Origin of the sequence: Pseudokineococcus sp. 5B2Z-1 (assembly GCF_037482305.1) — a bacterium.
GTDB lineage: Bacteria > Actinomycetota > Actinomycetes > Actinomycetales > Quadrisphaeraceae > Pseudokineococcus.
Genome location: NZ_JBBHZG010000002.1, coordinates 758,756 through 772,582 on the forward strand (window position 1 = coordinate 758,756; position 13,827 = coordinate 772,582).

Genomic DNA, 13,827 nt, shown 5'->3' on the forward strand with positions numbered 1-13,827 from the left:
CCGGGTGCGCACCTGTGCGCACCCGGGAGGGGCCGCGGTCACGGCCGGGCCCGTCGCGAGGCTCAGGTGCGGGGGTCGAGACCGCCCAGGTCGTCGTGGTCGTCATCGTCGAGGTCCAGCTGTCCGCCCAGCTCGTCGAGCTCGTCGGCGGGCAGGTCGAGCTCCGCGCGGAGCTCGGCGCGGTCCGCCAGCAGCCCGGGCAGCGCGTCGATCCCCGCGGTCGCCGGGGCGGTCTCGGCCTCGCGGAGCACGCGGGAGGCCGCCAGCGTGTACCAGCGGTGCGCGTCCTCGAGCCGGCCGTGCTCCCACAGCGACAGGGCGACGTCGCCGAGGGCCTCCGCCGGCGTCGGGCGCTCACGGCGCAGCTCCTGGGCGAGACGGTCGGCCTCCTCCTGCCTCCCGGCGCGCAGCAGGAGGCCGAAGAGCTCTCCCCGCGGGTCCGTCTCCCCGGGGCCGTCGGTCGCGATCGCCCGGTGCAGGAGCGCGACGCCGCCGTCGACGTCGCCGCCCGCCGCTCGCAGGGTCCCCGCCGTGGAGAGCAGCTCGCGGACGCTCACCTCGTCGTCCGGGTGCGGGTCCTCGACCCAGGCCAGCAGCGTGGGCACGGCGGCCAGCGGGTCGTCGGCCTCGAGGGCCTGCTGGGCCACCTCGGAGAAGGCGTCGAGCGTGACGGGAGGGCGCACGGCTCGACGGTAGTCGCCACCGCGGGGACCGCGGTTGGTCACCTCACGGGACCGCTCCCGGACTGTGAGGTCGAGTTACCGCGGCTGTCACACAGCGCGACGCCGACGCAACACGGCGTTCCTAGCGTCCTCCCCACTGGCGCCGGGGCCGGGTGCCCGGCGCTCGCCCGTCACCCGGTCGGCCGAGGACGAGGAGACCGGCATGGCCGTGCAGACGCAGAGGGCCGAGCGGGAGCCCCACGGCCCCGTGGGGACCGTCGACGCCCCCCGGGCGGGACGGTGGGTCGACGTCTTCGACCCGGAGGACCAGGCGCAGTGGGCCGCCGGAGGCCGGCGCATGGCGCGCCGGAACCTGTGGTGGTCCATCGCCGCGGAGTTCCTCGGCTTCACCGTGTGGCAGCTCTGGTCGATCGCGACGCCGGTGCTCGTGGCCGCGGGGTACGCCATCGCGCTCGACCAGCAGCTCTGGCTGACGGCCGTGCCCGTGCTCGTGGGCGCGACGCTGCGCTTCCCGTACTCCTTCGCGGTCGGCCGCTTCGGCGGTCGGAACTGGACGATCATCTCGGCGCTGCTGCTCGTCGTGCCCTGCGTCGGGCTCGCCTACGTCGCGCACAACCCCGGGACGCCGTTCTGGGCGATGCTCCTCATCGCGGCGACGGCCGGGGTCGGCGGCGGCAACTTCGCGTCGTCGATGAGCAACATCCACTTCTTCTTCCCGCAGCGGGAGAAGGGCGCCGCCCTCGGGCTCAACGCCGCGGGCGGCAACATCGGCGTGGCCGTCATCCAGGCCGTCGTGCCCTTCGTCGTGGTCGCGGGCGTCGCCGCCACCACGGCCCGGCCCGCGCTCTTCATCATCCCGCTCGCGGTGCTCGCCGCTCTCGGCGCCTGGCGCTTCATGGACAACCTCTCGGACGCCCGCTCGGACGACGCCGCCTGGCGAGCCGCCCTCCGCGACAAGCACACCTGGTTGATCTCCCTGCTCTACATCGGGACCTTCGGCTCGTTCATCGGGTACGCGGCGGCCTTCCCGACGCTCCTCAAGAGCCAGTTCCCCGACGTGACGCTGGGCATCGCCTTCCTCGGCGCCCTCATCGGCTCCCTGGCCCGCCCCTGGGGCGGCCGCCTCTCCGACCGCGTCGGCGGCGCGAGGGTCTCCATCGTCGCCTTCGCCGTCCTGGCGCTCGGTGCCGTCGGTGCCGTCGTGGCGCTGCAGATGGCCAGCGTCACCCTCTTCTTCCTCGCCTTCATGGTGCTGTTCGTGGCGAGCGGCGTCGGCAACGGCTCCGTCTACCGCATGATCCCGGCGGTCTTCCGCCGCGGGGTGGTCGACGGCGACGTCGACGCCGGCCTCTACGCGCGGCGGATCACCGCGGCGTGCATCGGCGTCGCCGCGGGCGTCGGCGCCTACGGCGGCTTCCTCATCAACCGCGGCTTCGCCGAGTCCTCGACCGCCTTCGGGTCGCTGCAGCCGGCGCTCTGGGCCTTCGTCGGCTTCTACGTCCTGTGCATCGCCGTCACCTGGGCCGTGTACGCGCGGCGGGGCGCGCTCGGGACGACGGAGCGCATCTGACCGTGATGACCACCACCACCGCCACCGCCACCGCCGCCCCGCCGGCGCCCGCCGGCCGGACCCGGCTCCCCCTCGTGGGCGGAGCCGGGCCGGTCGGCGGGGGACGTCGCACGACGCGGACCCACTGCCCCTACTGCTCCCTGCAGTGCGGCATCCGCCTGACGGCGGGGGAGCGGCCAGCCGAGCTCGAGCCCGACGACTTCCCGACGAACAAGGGCGGGCTCTGCTCGAAGGGGTGGACGGCGGCCGAGCTGCTCGACCACCCGGACCGGCTGCTCACCCCGCTCGTGCGCGAGGTGCCCGGCGACCGCCGCAGCGCCCTGCGGCCGGCGTCGTGGGAGGAAGCGCTGGACCGCGTCGTCGCCGCGGTCCGCGACAGCCAGGAGCGGCACGGCCGCGACGCCGTCGGCTGCTTCGGCGGCGGCGGCATGACGAACGAGAAGGCCTACGCCCTGGGCAAGTTCGCACGCGTCGTGCTGCGGACGTCGGCCGTCGACTACAACGGCCGGTTCTGCATGTCGTCGGCCGCCGGGGCGCTCAACCAGGCCTACGGCGTCGACCGCGGCCTGCCCTTCCCGCTGGAGGACCTGGCGGGGGCGGACGCGCTCATGCTCGTCGGCGGCAACCCCGCCGCGACGATGCCGCCGGCGATGCAGCACCTCGACGCCGCCCGCGCGCGCGGCGCCGCCCTCGTCGTCGTCGACCCCCGGCGCACGCCGACGGCGGCCGGCGCGACCCTGCACCTCGCCCCCGTGCCCGGCACCGACCTGGCCCTCGCGCTGGGCATGCTCCACGTCGCCCGGCGCGACGGGCTGGTCGACAAGGCCTACGTCGCCGAGCGCACGAACGGGTACGCGACCGCGGCGACCGCGGCGAACCGGTGGTGGCCCGACCGGGTCGAGCGGACCACCGGGGTGCCGGTGGCCGACCTCGAGCGGGCGGTGCACCTGCTGGCGGCCGCCGAGCGGGCGGTCGTGCTCTCCGCCCGCGGCGCCGAGCAGCACGCCGGCGGCACCGACACCGTCCTCGGCTTCTCCAACCTCGCGCTCGCGCTGGGCCTTCCGGGGCGACCGGGCTCGGGCTTCGGCACGACCACGGGCCAGGGCAACGGGCAGGGCGGCCGCGAGCACGGCCTCAAGGCCGATCAGCTGCCCGGGTACCGGATGCTCGCCGACCCGGCCGCCCGGTCCCACGTCGCCGCGGTGTGGGGGATCGACCCCGACGACCTCCCCGCTCCGGGGCTGTCGGCCTTCGAGATGCTCGACCGCTGCGGCACCGACGGCGGCGTCCGCACGCTCCTCGTGCTGGCCTCGAACATCGCCGTCTCCGCGCCCGACCGGGACCGGGTCCGTGCTCGGCTCGACGCCCTCGACGCCCTCGTCGTCGTCGACTTCTTCCTCTCCGAGACGGCGGCGCTGGCCGACGTCGTCCTGCCCACGGCCCAGTGGGCCGAGGAGGGCGGCACGATGACGAACCTCGAGGGCCGGGTCATCCTGCGCCGCAAAGCGCTCGACCCGCCCGAGGGCGTCCTCGACGACCTCGGGATCCTGCGTGCGCTGGCCGACCGGCTCGGCGTCGAGCAGGGCTTCCCCACCGACCCGGAGGAGGTCTTCGCCGAGCTGCGCCGCGCCAGCGCCGGAGGACGCGCCGACTACTCGGGCATCACCTACGAGCGCCTCGACGCCGAGCAGGGCGTCTTCTGGCCGTGCCCGGCGCCGGCCGACGACGACCCCGGCGCCGCCCCGCACCCCGGGACGCCGCGGATGTTCCTCGACGGCTTCCCCACGCCGGACGGCCGGGCGCGCTTCGCACCGGTCGACTTCCGGCCGCGCGCCGAGCAGCCCGACCACGCCCACCCCTACGTGCTGACCACCGGCCGGACCGTGAGCCAGTACCAGTCCGGCACGCAGACCCGCCGGGTGCGCCAGCTGCTCCTCACCGACCCGGACGCGCGGGCGGAGCTGCACCCGGACGTCGCCGCCCGCCACGGCGTCGCCGACGGGGACCTCGTCGCGCTCGAGACCCGTCGTGGCAGAGCGGTCTTCCGCGCGCGGGTCACCGAGGCGGTCGTGCGGGGCACGGTCTTCGTCCCCTTCCACTGGGCCGGGCTCTCGGGCGCCAACAGCCTCACCGACCACCGGCTCGACCCGACGTCGCGGATGCCCGAGTTCAAGTCCTGCGCCGTCCGGCTCGAGCGCGTCGGCGGGCCCGACGACCTCGACCTCTGGGCCGAGCCACCGCCCGGCACCTCCATCGCGGCCACGACCCGCACCGCCGCCGCGGCCGGCACCACCGCCTCAGCCGGTACCACCGCCTCAGCCAGCCCTACCGACGGGGGAACCCCATGAGCTCCACCTTCCGCTTCCTGCAGGGCGTGCACGCCTTCGCGGGCTCCGGGCTCGAGAAGCCCTCGGCCCTCGACGCCTCGCTGGCGTACGTCGTCCCGGACGGCGTGCGCGCCCAGGTCCTCTACTTCCGCGGCGGCAACTCGAGCGGGGAGCTCGTCGTCGTCGTGCTGCTGCGCGACGGCGTGCCCATGCGCTACTTCCCGGTCGGGGCGCGCGGGGACGTCCACGTGCCGCTGCGGGTGGTCGAGGACGTCGAGGCGGGCGAGACGCTGGAGCTGCAGCTCGCCGCGCCCGAGGGCGTGAGCGGCTCGGTCGTCCTCGACCTCGGGCTGGTGGAGGTCTGATGGCGCCCCGGCGGACGACCGGGACGACCACCGGGACGGCCGGCCCGGTGCTCGGCGACGTGCCGGCGCCCCGGCGCGGGGGCGCGCCCGGGAAGCGGCGCCTCGTCGTCGTGGGCAACGGCATGGCCGGCGCGCGCACGCTCGAGGAGCTGCTCGAGCGCGGCGGCGGTGACCTGTTCGAGATCACCGTCTTCGGCGACGAGCCCTACGGCAACTACAACCGGATCATGCTCAGCCACGTCCTCGCGGGGGAGGACGACGAGGACGGCATCGTCCTCAACCCCCGCGAGTGGTACTCCGACAACGGGATCGACCTGCGCTGCGGGGTCCGCGTCACCTCCGTGGACGTGCACGCGAAGGAGGTCGTCGACGCGACCGGCGCCACGACGCCCTACGACGTCCTCGTCCTCGCCACGGGCAGCTCGCCGCGCATCCCGCCCATGGACGGCGTCCGGCACCCCGACGGGAGCCTGCTGCCGGGGGTCCAGGGCTTCCGCGGCCTCGACGACACCCGGCAGCTGCTCGCTGACGCCCGCGCCCACCGGCGCGCCGTCGTCGTCGGCGGCGGGCTGCTCGGCCTCGAGGCGGCGTACGGCCTGCGCAAGCACGGGCTCGAGGTGACGGTGGTCCACTCCGCCGCCCACCTCATGAACCAGCAGCTCGACGCGGCCGGCGGCGCCGTGCTCCGCCGGTCGATCGAGGGGCTCGGCGTGACGGTGCTCACCGGGACCCGCACCACCGCGGTGACGGGCGAGGAGCGCGCGACGGGCGTCGTCCTCACCGACGGCACCCACGTCCCGGCGGACATGGTCGTGCTCACCGCGGGGATCACGCCCAACGCCGAGCTCGCCCTGCGCGCCGGGCTGACGGTGGAGCGCGCGGTCGTCGTGGACGACCAGATGCGCTGCGTCGACACGGGTCTCGCCGAGGGGAGCAGCAGCGCGTCGGGCGGGGCGCCGGACGGCGTGTACGCGGTCGGTGAGTGCGTGCAGCACCGCGGCGTCGTCTACGGCCTCGTCGCGCCGCTGTGGGAGCAGGCGACGGTCCTGGCCGACGTGCTCACCGGCGCGGACCCCCGCGCCGAGTACCACGGCTCGCGCACGTGCACGAAGCTCAAGGTCGCGGGCGTGGACGTCGCGGCGATGGGCCTCTCGGAGCCCGAGCGCGCCGAGGACGAGCTCCTCGTCTACTCCGAGTCCTCCAAGGGCGTCTACTCCTCGCTCGTCGTCCGCGACGGGCGACTGGTCGGGGCGACGCTGGTGGGCGACGTCCGCAAGACGCCGGCGCTGCAGCAGGCCTTCGACCGCCAGCTGCCGCTGCCCGAGGAGCGGCTGCGGCTGCTCTTCGACCTCGGCGGCGAGCAGGGGCAGGAGCAGGGCGCCGCCGACCTGCCTGACGACACCCAGATCTGCAACTGCAACGGCGTGACGAAGGGCGCCATCACCAGCGCCGTCGCGGGCGGCTGCACGAGCGTCAAGGGCGTCATGGACGCCACCCGCGCCGGCAAGGGCTGCGGCTCGTGCAAGGGCCTCGTCGGCCAGCTCGTCGAGCTGGCCGCGGAGGGTGGGCTGACCGAGGACCCGTCGGTGCACTGGTACGTCCCCGGCGTCCCCCTGCGCAAGGACGAGCTCGTCGCGGCGATCCGCGAGCAGCGGCTCCTCAGCGTCTCCGCCGTCTTCGCGGCCCTCGCCCCGCACGGCGAGCACGACGCCAAGAGCACCATGGGGCTGACGTCGCTGCTGCGGACCCTCTGGGCCGACGAGTTCGTCGACGAGCGCGGCGGGCGGTTCATCAACGACCGCGTCCACGCGAACATCCAGCGCGACGGCACCTTCTCCGTCGTCCCGCAGATGAAGGGCGGGGTCACGACGGTCGAGCAGCTCCGGAAGATCGCCGACGTGGCCGAGAAGTACGACGTCGGCATGATCAAGGTGACCGGCGGCCAGCGGATCGACCTCCTCGGCATCAGGAAGGAGGACCTGCCGGGGGTGTGGAAGGACCTCGGCATGCCGTCGGGCTACGCCTACGGCAAGTCCATGCGCACCGTGAAGACGTGCGTGGGCACCGACTTCTGCCGCTTCGGCCTCGGTGACTCGACCCAGTTGGGCATCGACCTCGAGACCCGCTTCCAGGGCCTCGAGACCCCGGCCAAGCTGAAGATGGCCGTCGTCGGGTGCCCGCGGAACTGCGCCGAGGCCTACGTCAAGGACGTCGGCGTCGTCGCCGTCGGCGCGGGCCGGTGGGAGGTCTACGTCGGCGGCGCCGCGGGCGCGAGCGTCCGCAAGGGCGACCTGCTGGCGACCGTGTCCTCGCCCGCCGAGGTGATGACGGTGACCGGCCGCTTCGTCCAGCTCTACCGCGAGTGGGGCAACTGGTTGGAGCGGACGTACGACTTCGTGCCGCGGATGGGCTTGGAGCGGCTGCAGAAGGTCCTCCTCGAGGACTCCGACGGCCTCGTGGCCGGGCTGGACGCCGCGCTCGAGAAGTCCGTGGGCGCTTACCGCGACCCGTGGGCCGAGGGCGCCGAGCCCCGCACGCCGGGGCAGTTCCGCACGGCGCTGCCGCTGGTGCCCCTGCCCCTGGTGCTCTCGCGGCCGACGGGCGCGCCGGGCGGCCTGCAGCCCGACGCGCACAGCAGCTCGGCGGCGGTCCCCGTCGCGGCGGGGGCCGACCGGTGAGTGCCGTGACGAGCCTGACGACCGCCACGAGCGCGCCGGGCGTCGACGTCGGGCCGCTGGAGGACTTCGCCGTGGGGGAGGGGCGCGCCGTCGTCGTCGGCGGCCGGCAGGTGGCCGTCTTCCGCCACCGCGACGGGCGGCTGTCCGCGCTCGACGCGGTGTGCCCCCACTCCGGCGGGCCGCTGGCCGACGGGCAGATGGACGACCGCGTCGTCGTCTGCCCCCTGCACCTCACCGTCTTCGAGCTCGCCACCGGCCGCTCCTGCAGCGGCCAGCGCGACGTCGCCGCGCACGCGGCCTCCGTGGAGGACGGGCGCGTGCGGGTCGTGCTCGGCGGCGCCCCGGACCCGGGGCACGCACCGCTGACGTAGCACGCGGCGGGCCATGATGGACGGGCACGCCGAGCGCGCCGGCCCCCGGCCGGCGCGCCCCGACGCCGGAGGTCCCATGAGCCCGACGAACCCCGTCCCCACCGCCGAGGGCGCGCCCGCCGTCCCCTCGCGCGAGCTCGACCGCACCCAGCTCGTGGGCGTGACCATCGGGGTGACGAGCGACCGCCGGTCGGACGAGCTCATCGGCACCTTCACCCGCCGCGGCGCGCAGGTCGTCCACGCGCCGACGATGCGCATCGTCCCGGTGACCGAGGACGCCGACCTGCTCGCCGGCACGCGGTCGGCGATCGCGGACCCGCCGCGGGTCCTGCTGGCCACCACCGGGATCGGCATGCGCGCGTGGGTCGAGGCGGCCGACGCGGCGGGGCTCGCCGACGACCTCCTCGCGGCGCTGCAGGGCGCGCACGTCGTGGCGCGGGGGCCGAAGGCCCGCGGCGCCCTGCGCGCGGCCGGGCTGCCCGAGCACTGGACGGCGAGCAGCGAGCAGACGGCGGAGGCCGTCGAGCACCTCGTCGCCGAGGGGGTGGAGGGTCGCTCCGTCCTCGTGCAGATGCACGGCGCCGCCGACCTCGGGGAGCTGCAGCCGCTCGTCGACGCCGGGGCCCTCGTGCGGACGGTGACGCCGTACCACTGGCGCGCTCCGCGCGACCCCGCCGCCGTCGACCGGCTCGTCGACGCCGTCGTCGCCCGGTCCCTCGACGCCGTGACCTTCACCGCGGCCCCCGCGGCGGTCGCGCTCCTCGACGCCGCCGCGGCCCGGGGCCTGCGCGAGGAGCTCGTCGCCGCCCTCGCGGCGGGTCGTCCCGGCGCCGGCGAGGGCGGCGTCCTCGCCTGCGCCGTCGGCGACGTCACCGCCGCGCCGCTGCGCGCCGCCGGCGTCGAGCCGCTCGTGCCCGCCCGCTGGCGCCTCGGGGCCCTCATGCGGGAGCTCTCCGACCACCTCGTCACCGAGCCGCGGGCCCGCGTGGCGACGCCCGCCGGCGAGCTCGTGGTCCGCGCTCGCGCGGCCGTGCTCGACGGCCGCGCGCTCGAGATGGCGCCGGGTCCCCTCGCCGTCCTCGCCCGCCTGGCGGCGGCGGGCGGCGGTGTCGTCCCGCGCTCCGACCTCCTCGCGGCCCTGCCGTCCGCCGTCGACGACCACGCCGTCGACGTCGCGGTCGCCCGGGTGCGCGCCGTCCTGCCCGACGGCGTCGTCCGCACCGTCGTCAAGCGCGGCTACCGCCTCCAGGCGGCCTGACGCCCTGTCAGCCGCGGGGGCGCGAGGGACGGCGGTCGTCCTGCGCGCGCAGCGCGTCGGTGACCCGCTCGACGTCCCAGCCCTCCTCGAGGGCCTGGAGCACGAGCCCGGCCTGGCTCTGCGGGGCCATCCCGCCGACGGGCTGGTCGGCGTCGAGGTTGGTCGGGAAGGCGTAGCCCTCCGAGGACGCCGCGACGACGTTGCGCAGGGCGCGCTCGTCCTCGCCCTCGGCCCAGCGGCGCGCCAGCACGGGGAAGAGGGCCTCGCTCATCGCCGTGCGGTCCACCGACTCCATCGCCCGGCCGAAGGCGGAGGAGACCTGCAGCAGGTTCGCCATCCGGCGGACGTCGGTCGTCCGGTTCGTGCCGGCGCCGTGGAAGACCGCCGGGTTGAAGAAGGCCGCGTCGCCCTTCTCCAGCGGCAGCTGCACGCGGTGGTCGTCGAAGTACGCCCGGAACTCCGGCTGGTGGAACGCCACGTAGCCGGCGGGGTGCTGGTGGGAGTGCGGGAGGTAGAGCGTCGGTCCCGTCTCGACCGGCATGTCGCAGTGGGCGACCGCGCCCTGCAGCGTCATGAGCGGCGACAGGGCGTGCACGTGCGCGGGGTAGGCCAGCGCCTGCTCCTGCGACATGAAGCCGAGGTGGTAGTCGCGGTGCGCCGTCTGCGCCTGCCCGCCGGGGTTGACGACGTTGACCTGGCTCGTCACCTGGTAGCCGCGGCCGAGCCACGCCTCGCAGACGAGCGCGAGGGCGTCGCTCGCGTAGTAGTCGGCGAAGACCTCCGGGTCGCGCACGGCCAGCTTGTCCGCCGCGCCCCACACGCGGTCGTTGGCGCCGGGCTTCGCGAAGTGGTCGCCGCCCGCGACGCCGGACGCGTGCTGGTCGGCGATCATCGCCGTGAAGACCTCGGTGGCCCGGTCGACGACGTCCGGGGCGACGGCGCCCCGGAGCACGACGACGCCGGGCCCCTCCGAGAGCGCCCGCGCCAGCTCGGCCTGGACGTCGCGGCGGCCCTCCGGCGTGCCCACGTGCTCGGCCAGCCGCGGCCCGTAGACGAGGACGCCCTGCTCGACGGCGTCGGCGTACGGGTAGGCGCCCAGGTCGGTCTCGACCTCGACGAGGGCCCGGAAGTCCTCGAGGCGGCAGTCGTCCGCGGTGAACCACACCGGGCGCGGGGCGCGGTCGGGCGACGCGGCGCCGGAGGAGGTGGTGGTGGGAGCGCTCATGGCGGGGTGTCCTCTCGTGCGGCCCGGGCCGGGACGTCGTCCCGACGCGACGGGAGGACGGTAGCCCCGCGCCGGGCCCGCGAGCGCCCGGGCCGGTCAGCGGCAGCCCCGAGCGGGTCCGCCGCGTCAGAGCACCGCCGGCCGCGCTCCGAGGCCCGCCGCCTCGTAGCAGGCGTCGACGAGCTCCATCGTCGCCACGGCGTCGTCGGCGCCGAGGTCGGGGTCCTCCGCGGAGGGCCCCTCCCGCAGCAGCCGCGCCAGCGCGTCGAGCTGGTGGTCGTAGGACGAGCGCGTCCCGAGGTGCTCGGTGCGCTCGTCGTCGCCGACGCGGACGACGACCCGGTCGTCCCACTGCGGCTTGACGAAGCAGGGCGCCGTGGCCTCGCCGCGGCTGCCGACGAGGCGGCAGGAGAATACGACCTCGTCGCCGCCCATGCGGCTGCGCACGACCGCCGTCGCGCCGGAGGGCAGGGCGAGGTCGGCGACGAGCTCGGCGTCGACACCCGGGTGGTCGGGGTGCTCGACGGCGCGGGCGCCCGTGACGACCGGCTCGCCGCCGACGAGCGGCCCGAGCTCCCGCAGCGTCCGCAGGCCGTAGCAGCCGAGGTCCATGAGCGCGCCGCCGCCGAGCTCGAGCGACCAGCGCGGGTCGTCCTCGCCCGGTGCCGGGACGAGCATGTCCACCTCGACGCGCCGCAGGTCCCCGAGCTCGCCCGAGGTCAGCAGCTCGACGAGGCGCCGGTGCACGGGGTGGTGCAGGTGGTGGAAGGCCTCGACGACGTGGACGCCCGCGGCGGCCGCGGCGTCCCGGACGGCGCGCGCGTCGGCCGCGCACGCGGTCGACGGCTTCTCCGTGAGCACGTGCCGCCCCGCGCGCACCGCCGCGAGGTTCCACGTCCCGTGCAGGGCGTTGGGCAGCGGGTCGTAGACGACCTCGACGTCGTCGTCGGCGAGCAGCTCCTCGTAGGAGCCGTGCACGCGCTCGACGCCCGCGGCGTCGGCCAGGCCCTGCGCGCGCGCCCGGTCGCGCGCGGCGACGGCGACGAGCCGGTGCCCCGTGCGCCGCGCCGGGTCGGTGAGCGCCTCCTGCGTGATGCGGGCGGCGCCCAGCACGCCGATCCGCAGCGGCTCGGCGGGAGGGGTGGTCGTGGTGGCGCCGGTCGAGGAGGTCACCGCGTCATCCTGTCCCTCCCGGGCCGGCGGGATCAGTCCAACCCGCCGAGGACGTTCTGGTCCCAGTCGACGACCGAGCCGGTGACGACGCCGCTGCGGTCGGAGAGCATGAGCACGACGAGGTCGGCGATCTCGTCGACGCGCCCCAGCCGCCCCATCGGCAGGGCGCTCGCCGCGCGCTCGCGCCAGTCGTCGCCCGCCCCGTGGAAGGCGCGCTGGGTCGCGTCCTCGCCCTCGGTGTCGGTCCAGCCGATGTTGAGCGCGTTGACCCGCACCCGGTCGGCCCGGTGCGCGTGCGCGGCGTTGCGCGTCGCGCCGACGAGGCCCGCCTTCGTCGCCACGTACGGCGCCAGGTAGGGCTGCCCGCCGTGCGCCGAGGTGCTCGTCACGTTGACGACGGTGCCGGGCGCCCCGCGGCGCACCATGTCGGCCACCGCGGCCTGCATGGTGAAGAAGGGGCCGCGGAGGTTCACGGCCACGTGCTCGTCGAAGAGCTCGGGCGTCGTCCCGAGCAGCGTGCCCCGGCTCGTGAGGCCGGCGGCGTTGCACAGGCAGTCGACGCGCCCGAAGCGCTCGACGACGGCGGCCACGGACGCCCGCGCGCTCGCGACGTCCGCGACGTCGGCGCGCACGTACTCGGCGGACCGGCCGTCGGCGAGCGCCGCCCGCAGCCGGGGCAGGAGCGCTGCGCCGACGTCCGGGCGGCGCCCCGTGACGACGACGTCCGCCCCCTCGCGCGCCGCCGCCAGCGCGACCCCGGCGCCCACGCCCTGCGTGCCGCCGCTCACGAGCACGACCTTGCCGTCCAGCAGCCCCACGAGCGCTCCTCCCTCCGCGACCGGCTCCGGGCGCCGGCGTCGCCGCGGATGCTGCCCCGCCCCGGCGTCCGGGTGCACCTCCGGCTCCACCCGGCGGACCGGTTGAACGCTGGAACAGCGGGGCGCGGCGCGCGGTTGCCCCGGCGTACCGCCGGGCGAGGCCCGGCCCGCGACGCGAGAGGCAGCCCCGTGAGCACCCGCACCGACTTCCCGCAGGCACCGGCCGACGACGCCTCCGGCACCGACCCCCGCCAGCTCTTCACCCCGGTGGCCCTGGGGGACCTGCACCTGCGCAACCGCGTCGTCATGGCGCCGCTCACGCGCACCCGCGCGGGGGAGGACGGCGTGCCGGGCGACCTCCTCGTCGAGCACTACGCCCAGCGCGCCAGCGCGGGGCTCATCATCACCGAGGGCACCTACCCGACCCGGGAGGGCCGCGGCTACCCGGGCCAGCCCGGGATCGTCACCGACGAGCAGGCCGCCGGCTGGCGCCGCGTCGCCGACGCCGTCCACGCGCGGGGCGGGCTCCTCGTCATGCAGGTCATGCACGCGGGGCGCGTGGCGCACCCGGCCACGACCGGCACCGACCGCGTCGTCGCCCCCAGCGCCGTCGTGCTCGAGGGGGAGGCGCACACCCCGCAGGGCAAGCTGGCCTACGCCGAGCCGCACGCGCTGACGACCGAGGAGGTCCAGCAGGTCGTCGCCGACCACGTGGCCGCCGCGCGCCGCGCCGTCGACGCCGGCCTGGACGGCGTCGAGCTGCACAGCGCCAACGGCTACCTCCTCCACGAGTTCCTCGCGCCCGACACCAACCACCGCACCGACGCGTACGGCGGCAGCCCGCAGGCGCGCGCCCGGCTCGTCGTCGAGGTCGCCCGGGCGGTCGCCGCCGAGGTGGGCCCGGGCCGCGTCGGCATCCGCATCTCGCCGGCGCACGGCGTCCAGGGGATCCCCGAGGCGGACGCCGACGACGTCGCCGCGACCTACGGCGCACTCGTCGACGGCCTCGCCCCGCTGGGCCTCGCCTACCTCAGCGTGCTGCGGGCCGACCCCACCGACGAGCTCACGCAGGACCTGCGCCGCCGCTCCGGCATGCCGCTCGTCGCGAACCGCGGGTTCAGCACGCCGACGACGCGCGAGTCGGCGTCCGCGCTCGTGGACGCGACCCACGCCGACGCCGTCGCCGTCGGCCGCGCGCTCATCGCCAACCCCGACCTCGTCGAGCGCTGGCGCGCGGGGGCCGACGAGAACGAGCCCGACCCCTCGACCTTCTACGGCACGACCGCCGAGGGCTACACGGACTACCCGCGCCTCACGGCCTGACGGGAGGCGCCTCGGACGACGTCCACGAGCGTGACC

11 protein-coding genes are annotated in these 13,827 nt (G+C 76.2%); 7 read left to right on the top strand and 4 right to left on the bottom strand.

Annotation, left to right across the window (positions count from 1 at the left end):
• Positions 1-62: 62 nt before the first annotated feature.
• Positions 63-683 (bottom strand): tetratricopeptide repeat protein, encoded by a 621-nt coding sequence (locus WDV85_RS07565; RefSeq protein ID WP_339570050.1) that lies wholly within the window; start codon positions 681-683, stop codon positions 63-65.
• A 202-nt stretch (positions 684-885) separates the two neighbouring features.
• On the opposite strand from WDV85_RS07565, the gene WDV85_RS07570 reads away from it, so the two are divergent.
• The 6 genes from WDV85_RS07570 to WDV85_RS07595 all read left to right on the top strand — a co-directional run bounded on the left by WDV85_RS07570 (position 886) and on the right by WDV85_RS07595 (position 9,252).
• Positions 886-2,253 carry an MFS transporter gene (locus WDV85_RS07570; protein ID WP_339570051.1) on the top strand — a complete coding sequence of 456 codons (1,368 nt, stop codon included), beginning with the start codon at positions 886-888 and terminating at the stop codon, positions 2,251-2,253.
• 5 nt (positions 2,254-2,258) lie between these two features.
• Positions 2,259-4,601, top strand: coding sequence for a molybdopterin oxidoreductase family protein (locus tag WDV85_RS07575; protein ID WP_339570052.1), 2,343 nt, complete (start codon positions 2,259-2,261; stop codon positions 4,599-4,601).
• On the top strand, positions 4,598-4,945 hold the full coding sequence (locus WDV85_RS07580) for a molybdopterin oxidoreductase (protein WP_339570053.1): 348 nt from the start codon (positions 4,598-4,600) through the stop codon (positions 4,943-4,945). Before WDV85_RS07575 ends, WDV85_RS07580 begins: the two co-directional genes overlap by 4 nt.
• Positions 4,945-7,623 (top strand): nitrite reductase large subunit NirB, encoded by a 2,679-nt coding sequence (gene nirB / locus WDV85_RS07585; RefSeq protein WP_339570054.1) that lies wholly within the window; start codon positions 4,945-4,947, stop codon positions 7,621-7,623. Before WDV85_RS07580 ends, nirB begins: the two co-directional genes overlap by 1 nt.
• Positions 7,624-7,628: 5 nt before the next feature.
• Entirely contained in the window at positions 7,629-7,994 is a 366-nt protein-coding gene (locus tag WDV85_RS07590) for a Rieske (2Fe-2S) protein (protein WP_339570055.1), read from the top strand.
• Positions 7,995-8,070: 76 nt separating this feature from the next.
• Positions 8,071-9,252, top strand: a complete 1,182-nt coding sequence (locus WDV85_RS07595; RefSeq protein WP_339570056.1) for a uroporphyrinogen-III synthase — start codon at positions 8,071-8,073, stop codon at positions 9,250-9,252.
• 7 nt (positions 9,253-9,259) lie between these two features.
• Here the strand turns inward: WDV85_RS07595 and WDV85_RS07600 are convergent, their stop codons facing one another.
• From WDV85_RS07600 to WDV85_RS07610, 3 genes are all read right to left on the bottom strand, one after another.
• Complete coding sequence (locus tag WDV85_RS07600) at positions 9,260-10,477, bottom strand: phytanoyl-CoA dioxygenase family protein (protein WP_339570057.1); 1,218 nt, start codon at positions 10,475-10,477, stop codon at positions 9,260-9,262.
• A gap of 126 nt (positions 10,478-10,603) precedes the next feature.
• Positions 10,604-11,650 carry a Gfo/Idh/MocA family protein gene (locus WDV85_RS07605; RefSeq protein WP_339570058.1) on the bottom strand — a complete coding sequence of 349 codons (1,047 nt, stop codon included), beginning with the start codon at positions 11,648-11,650 and terminating at the stop codon, positions 10,604-10,606.
• Positions 11,651-11,682: 32 nt separating this feature from the next.
• Entirely contained in the window at positions 11,683-12,468 is a 786-nt protein-coding gene (locus WDV85_RS07610) for an SDR family oxidoreductase (protein ID WP_339570059.1), read from the bottom strand.
• Between the two features lie 189 nt (positions 12,469-12,657).
• Between WDV85_RS07610 and WDV85_RS07615 the strand changes: the two genes are divergently transcribed.
• Entirely contained in the window at positions 12,658-13,791 is a 1,134-nt protein-coding gene (locus WDV85_RS07615; RefSeq protein ID WP_339570060.1) for an alkene reductase, read from the top strand.
• Positions 13,792-13,827 lie beyond the last annotated feature (36 nt).

Bases quoted from the DNA above. Each gene is read 5' to 3' on its own strand.
- nirB (WP_339570054.1), top strand. From the start codon at position 4,945: ATGGCGCCCCGGCGGACGACCGGGACGACCACCGGGACGGCCGGCCCG.
- WDV85_RS07595 (WP_339570056.1), top strand. From the start codon at position 8,071: ATGAGCCCGACGAACCCCGTCCCCACCGCCGAGGGCGCGCCCGCCGTC.
- WDV85_RS07575 (WP_339570052.1), top strand. From the start codon at position 2,259: ATGACCACCACCACCGCCACCGCCACCGCCGCCCCGCCGGCGCCCGCC.
- WDV85_RS07580 (WP_339570053.1), top strand. From the start codon at position 4,598: ATGAGCTCCACCTTCCGCTTCCTGCAGGGCGTGCACGCCTTCGCGGGC.
- WDV85_RS07600 (WP_339570057.1), bottom strand. From the start codon at position 10,477: ATGAGCGCTCCCACCACCACCTCCTCCGGCGCCGCGTCGCCCGACCGC.
- WDV85_RS07570 (WP_339570051.1), top strand. From the start codon at position 886: ATGGCCGTGCAGACGCAGAGGGCCGAGCGGGAGCCCCACGGCCCCGTG.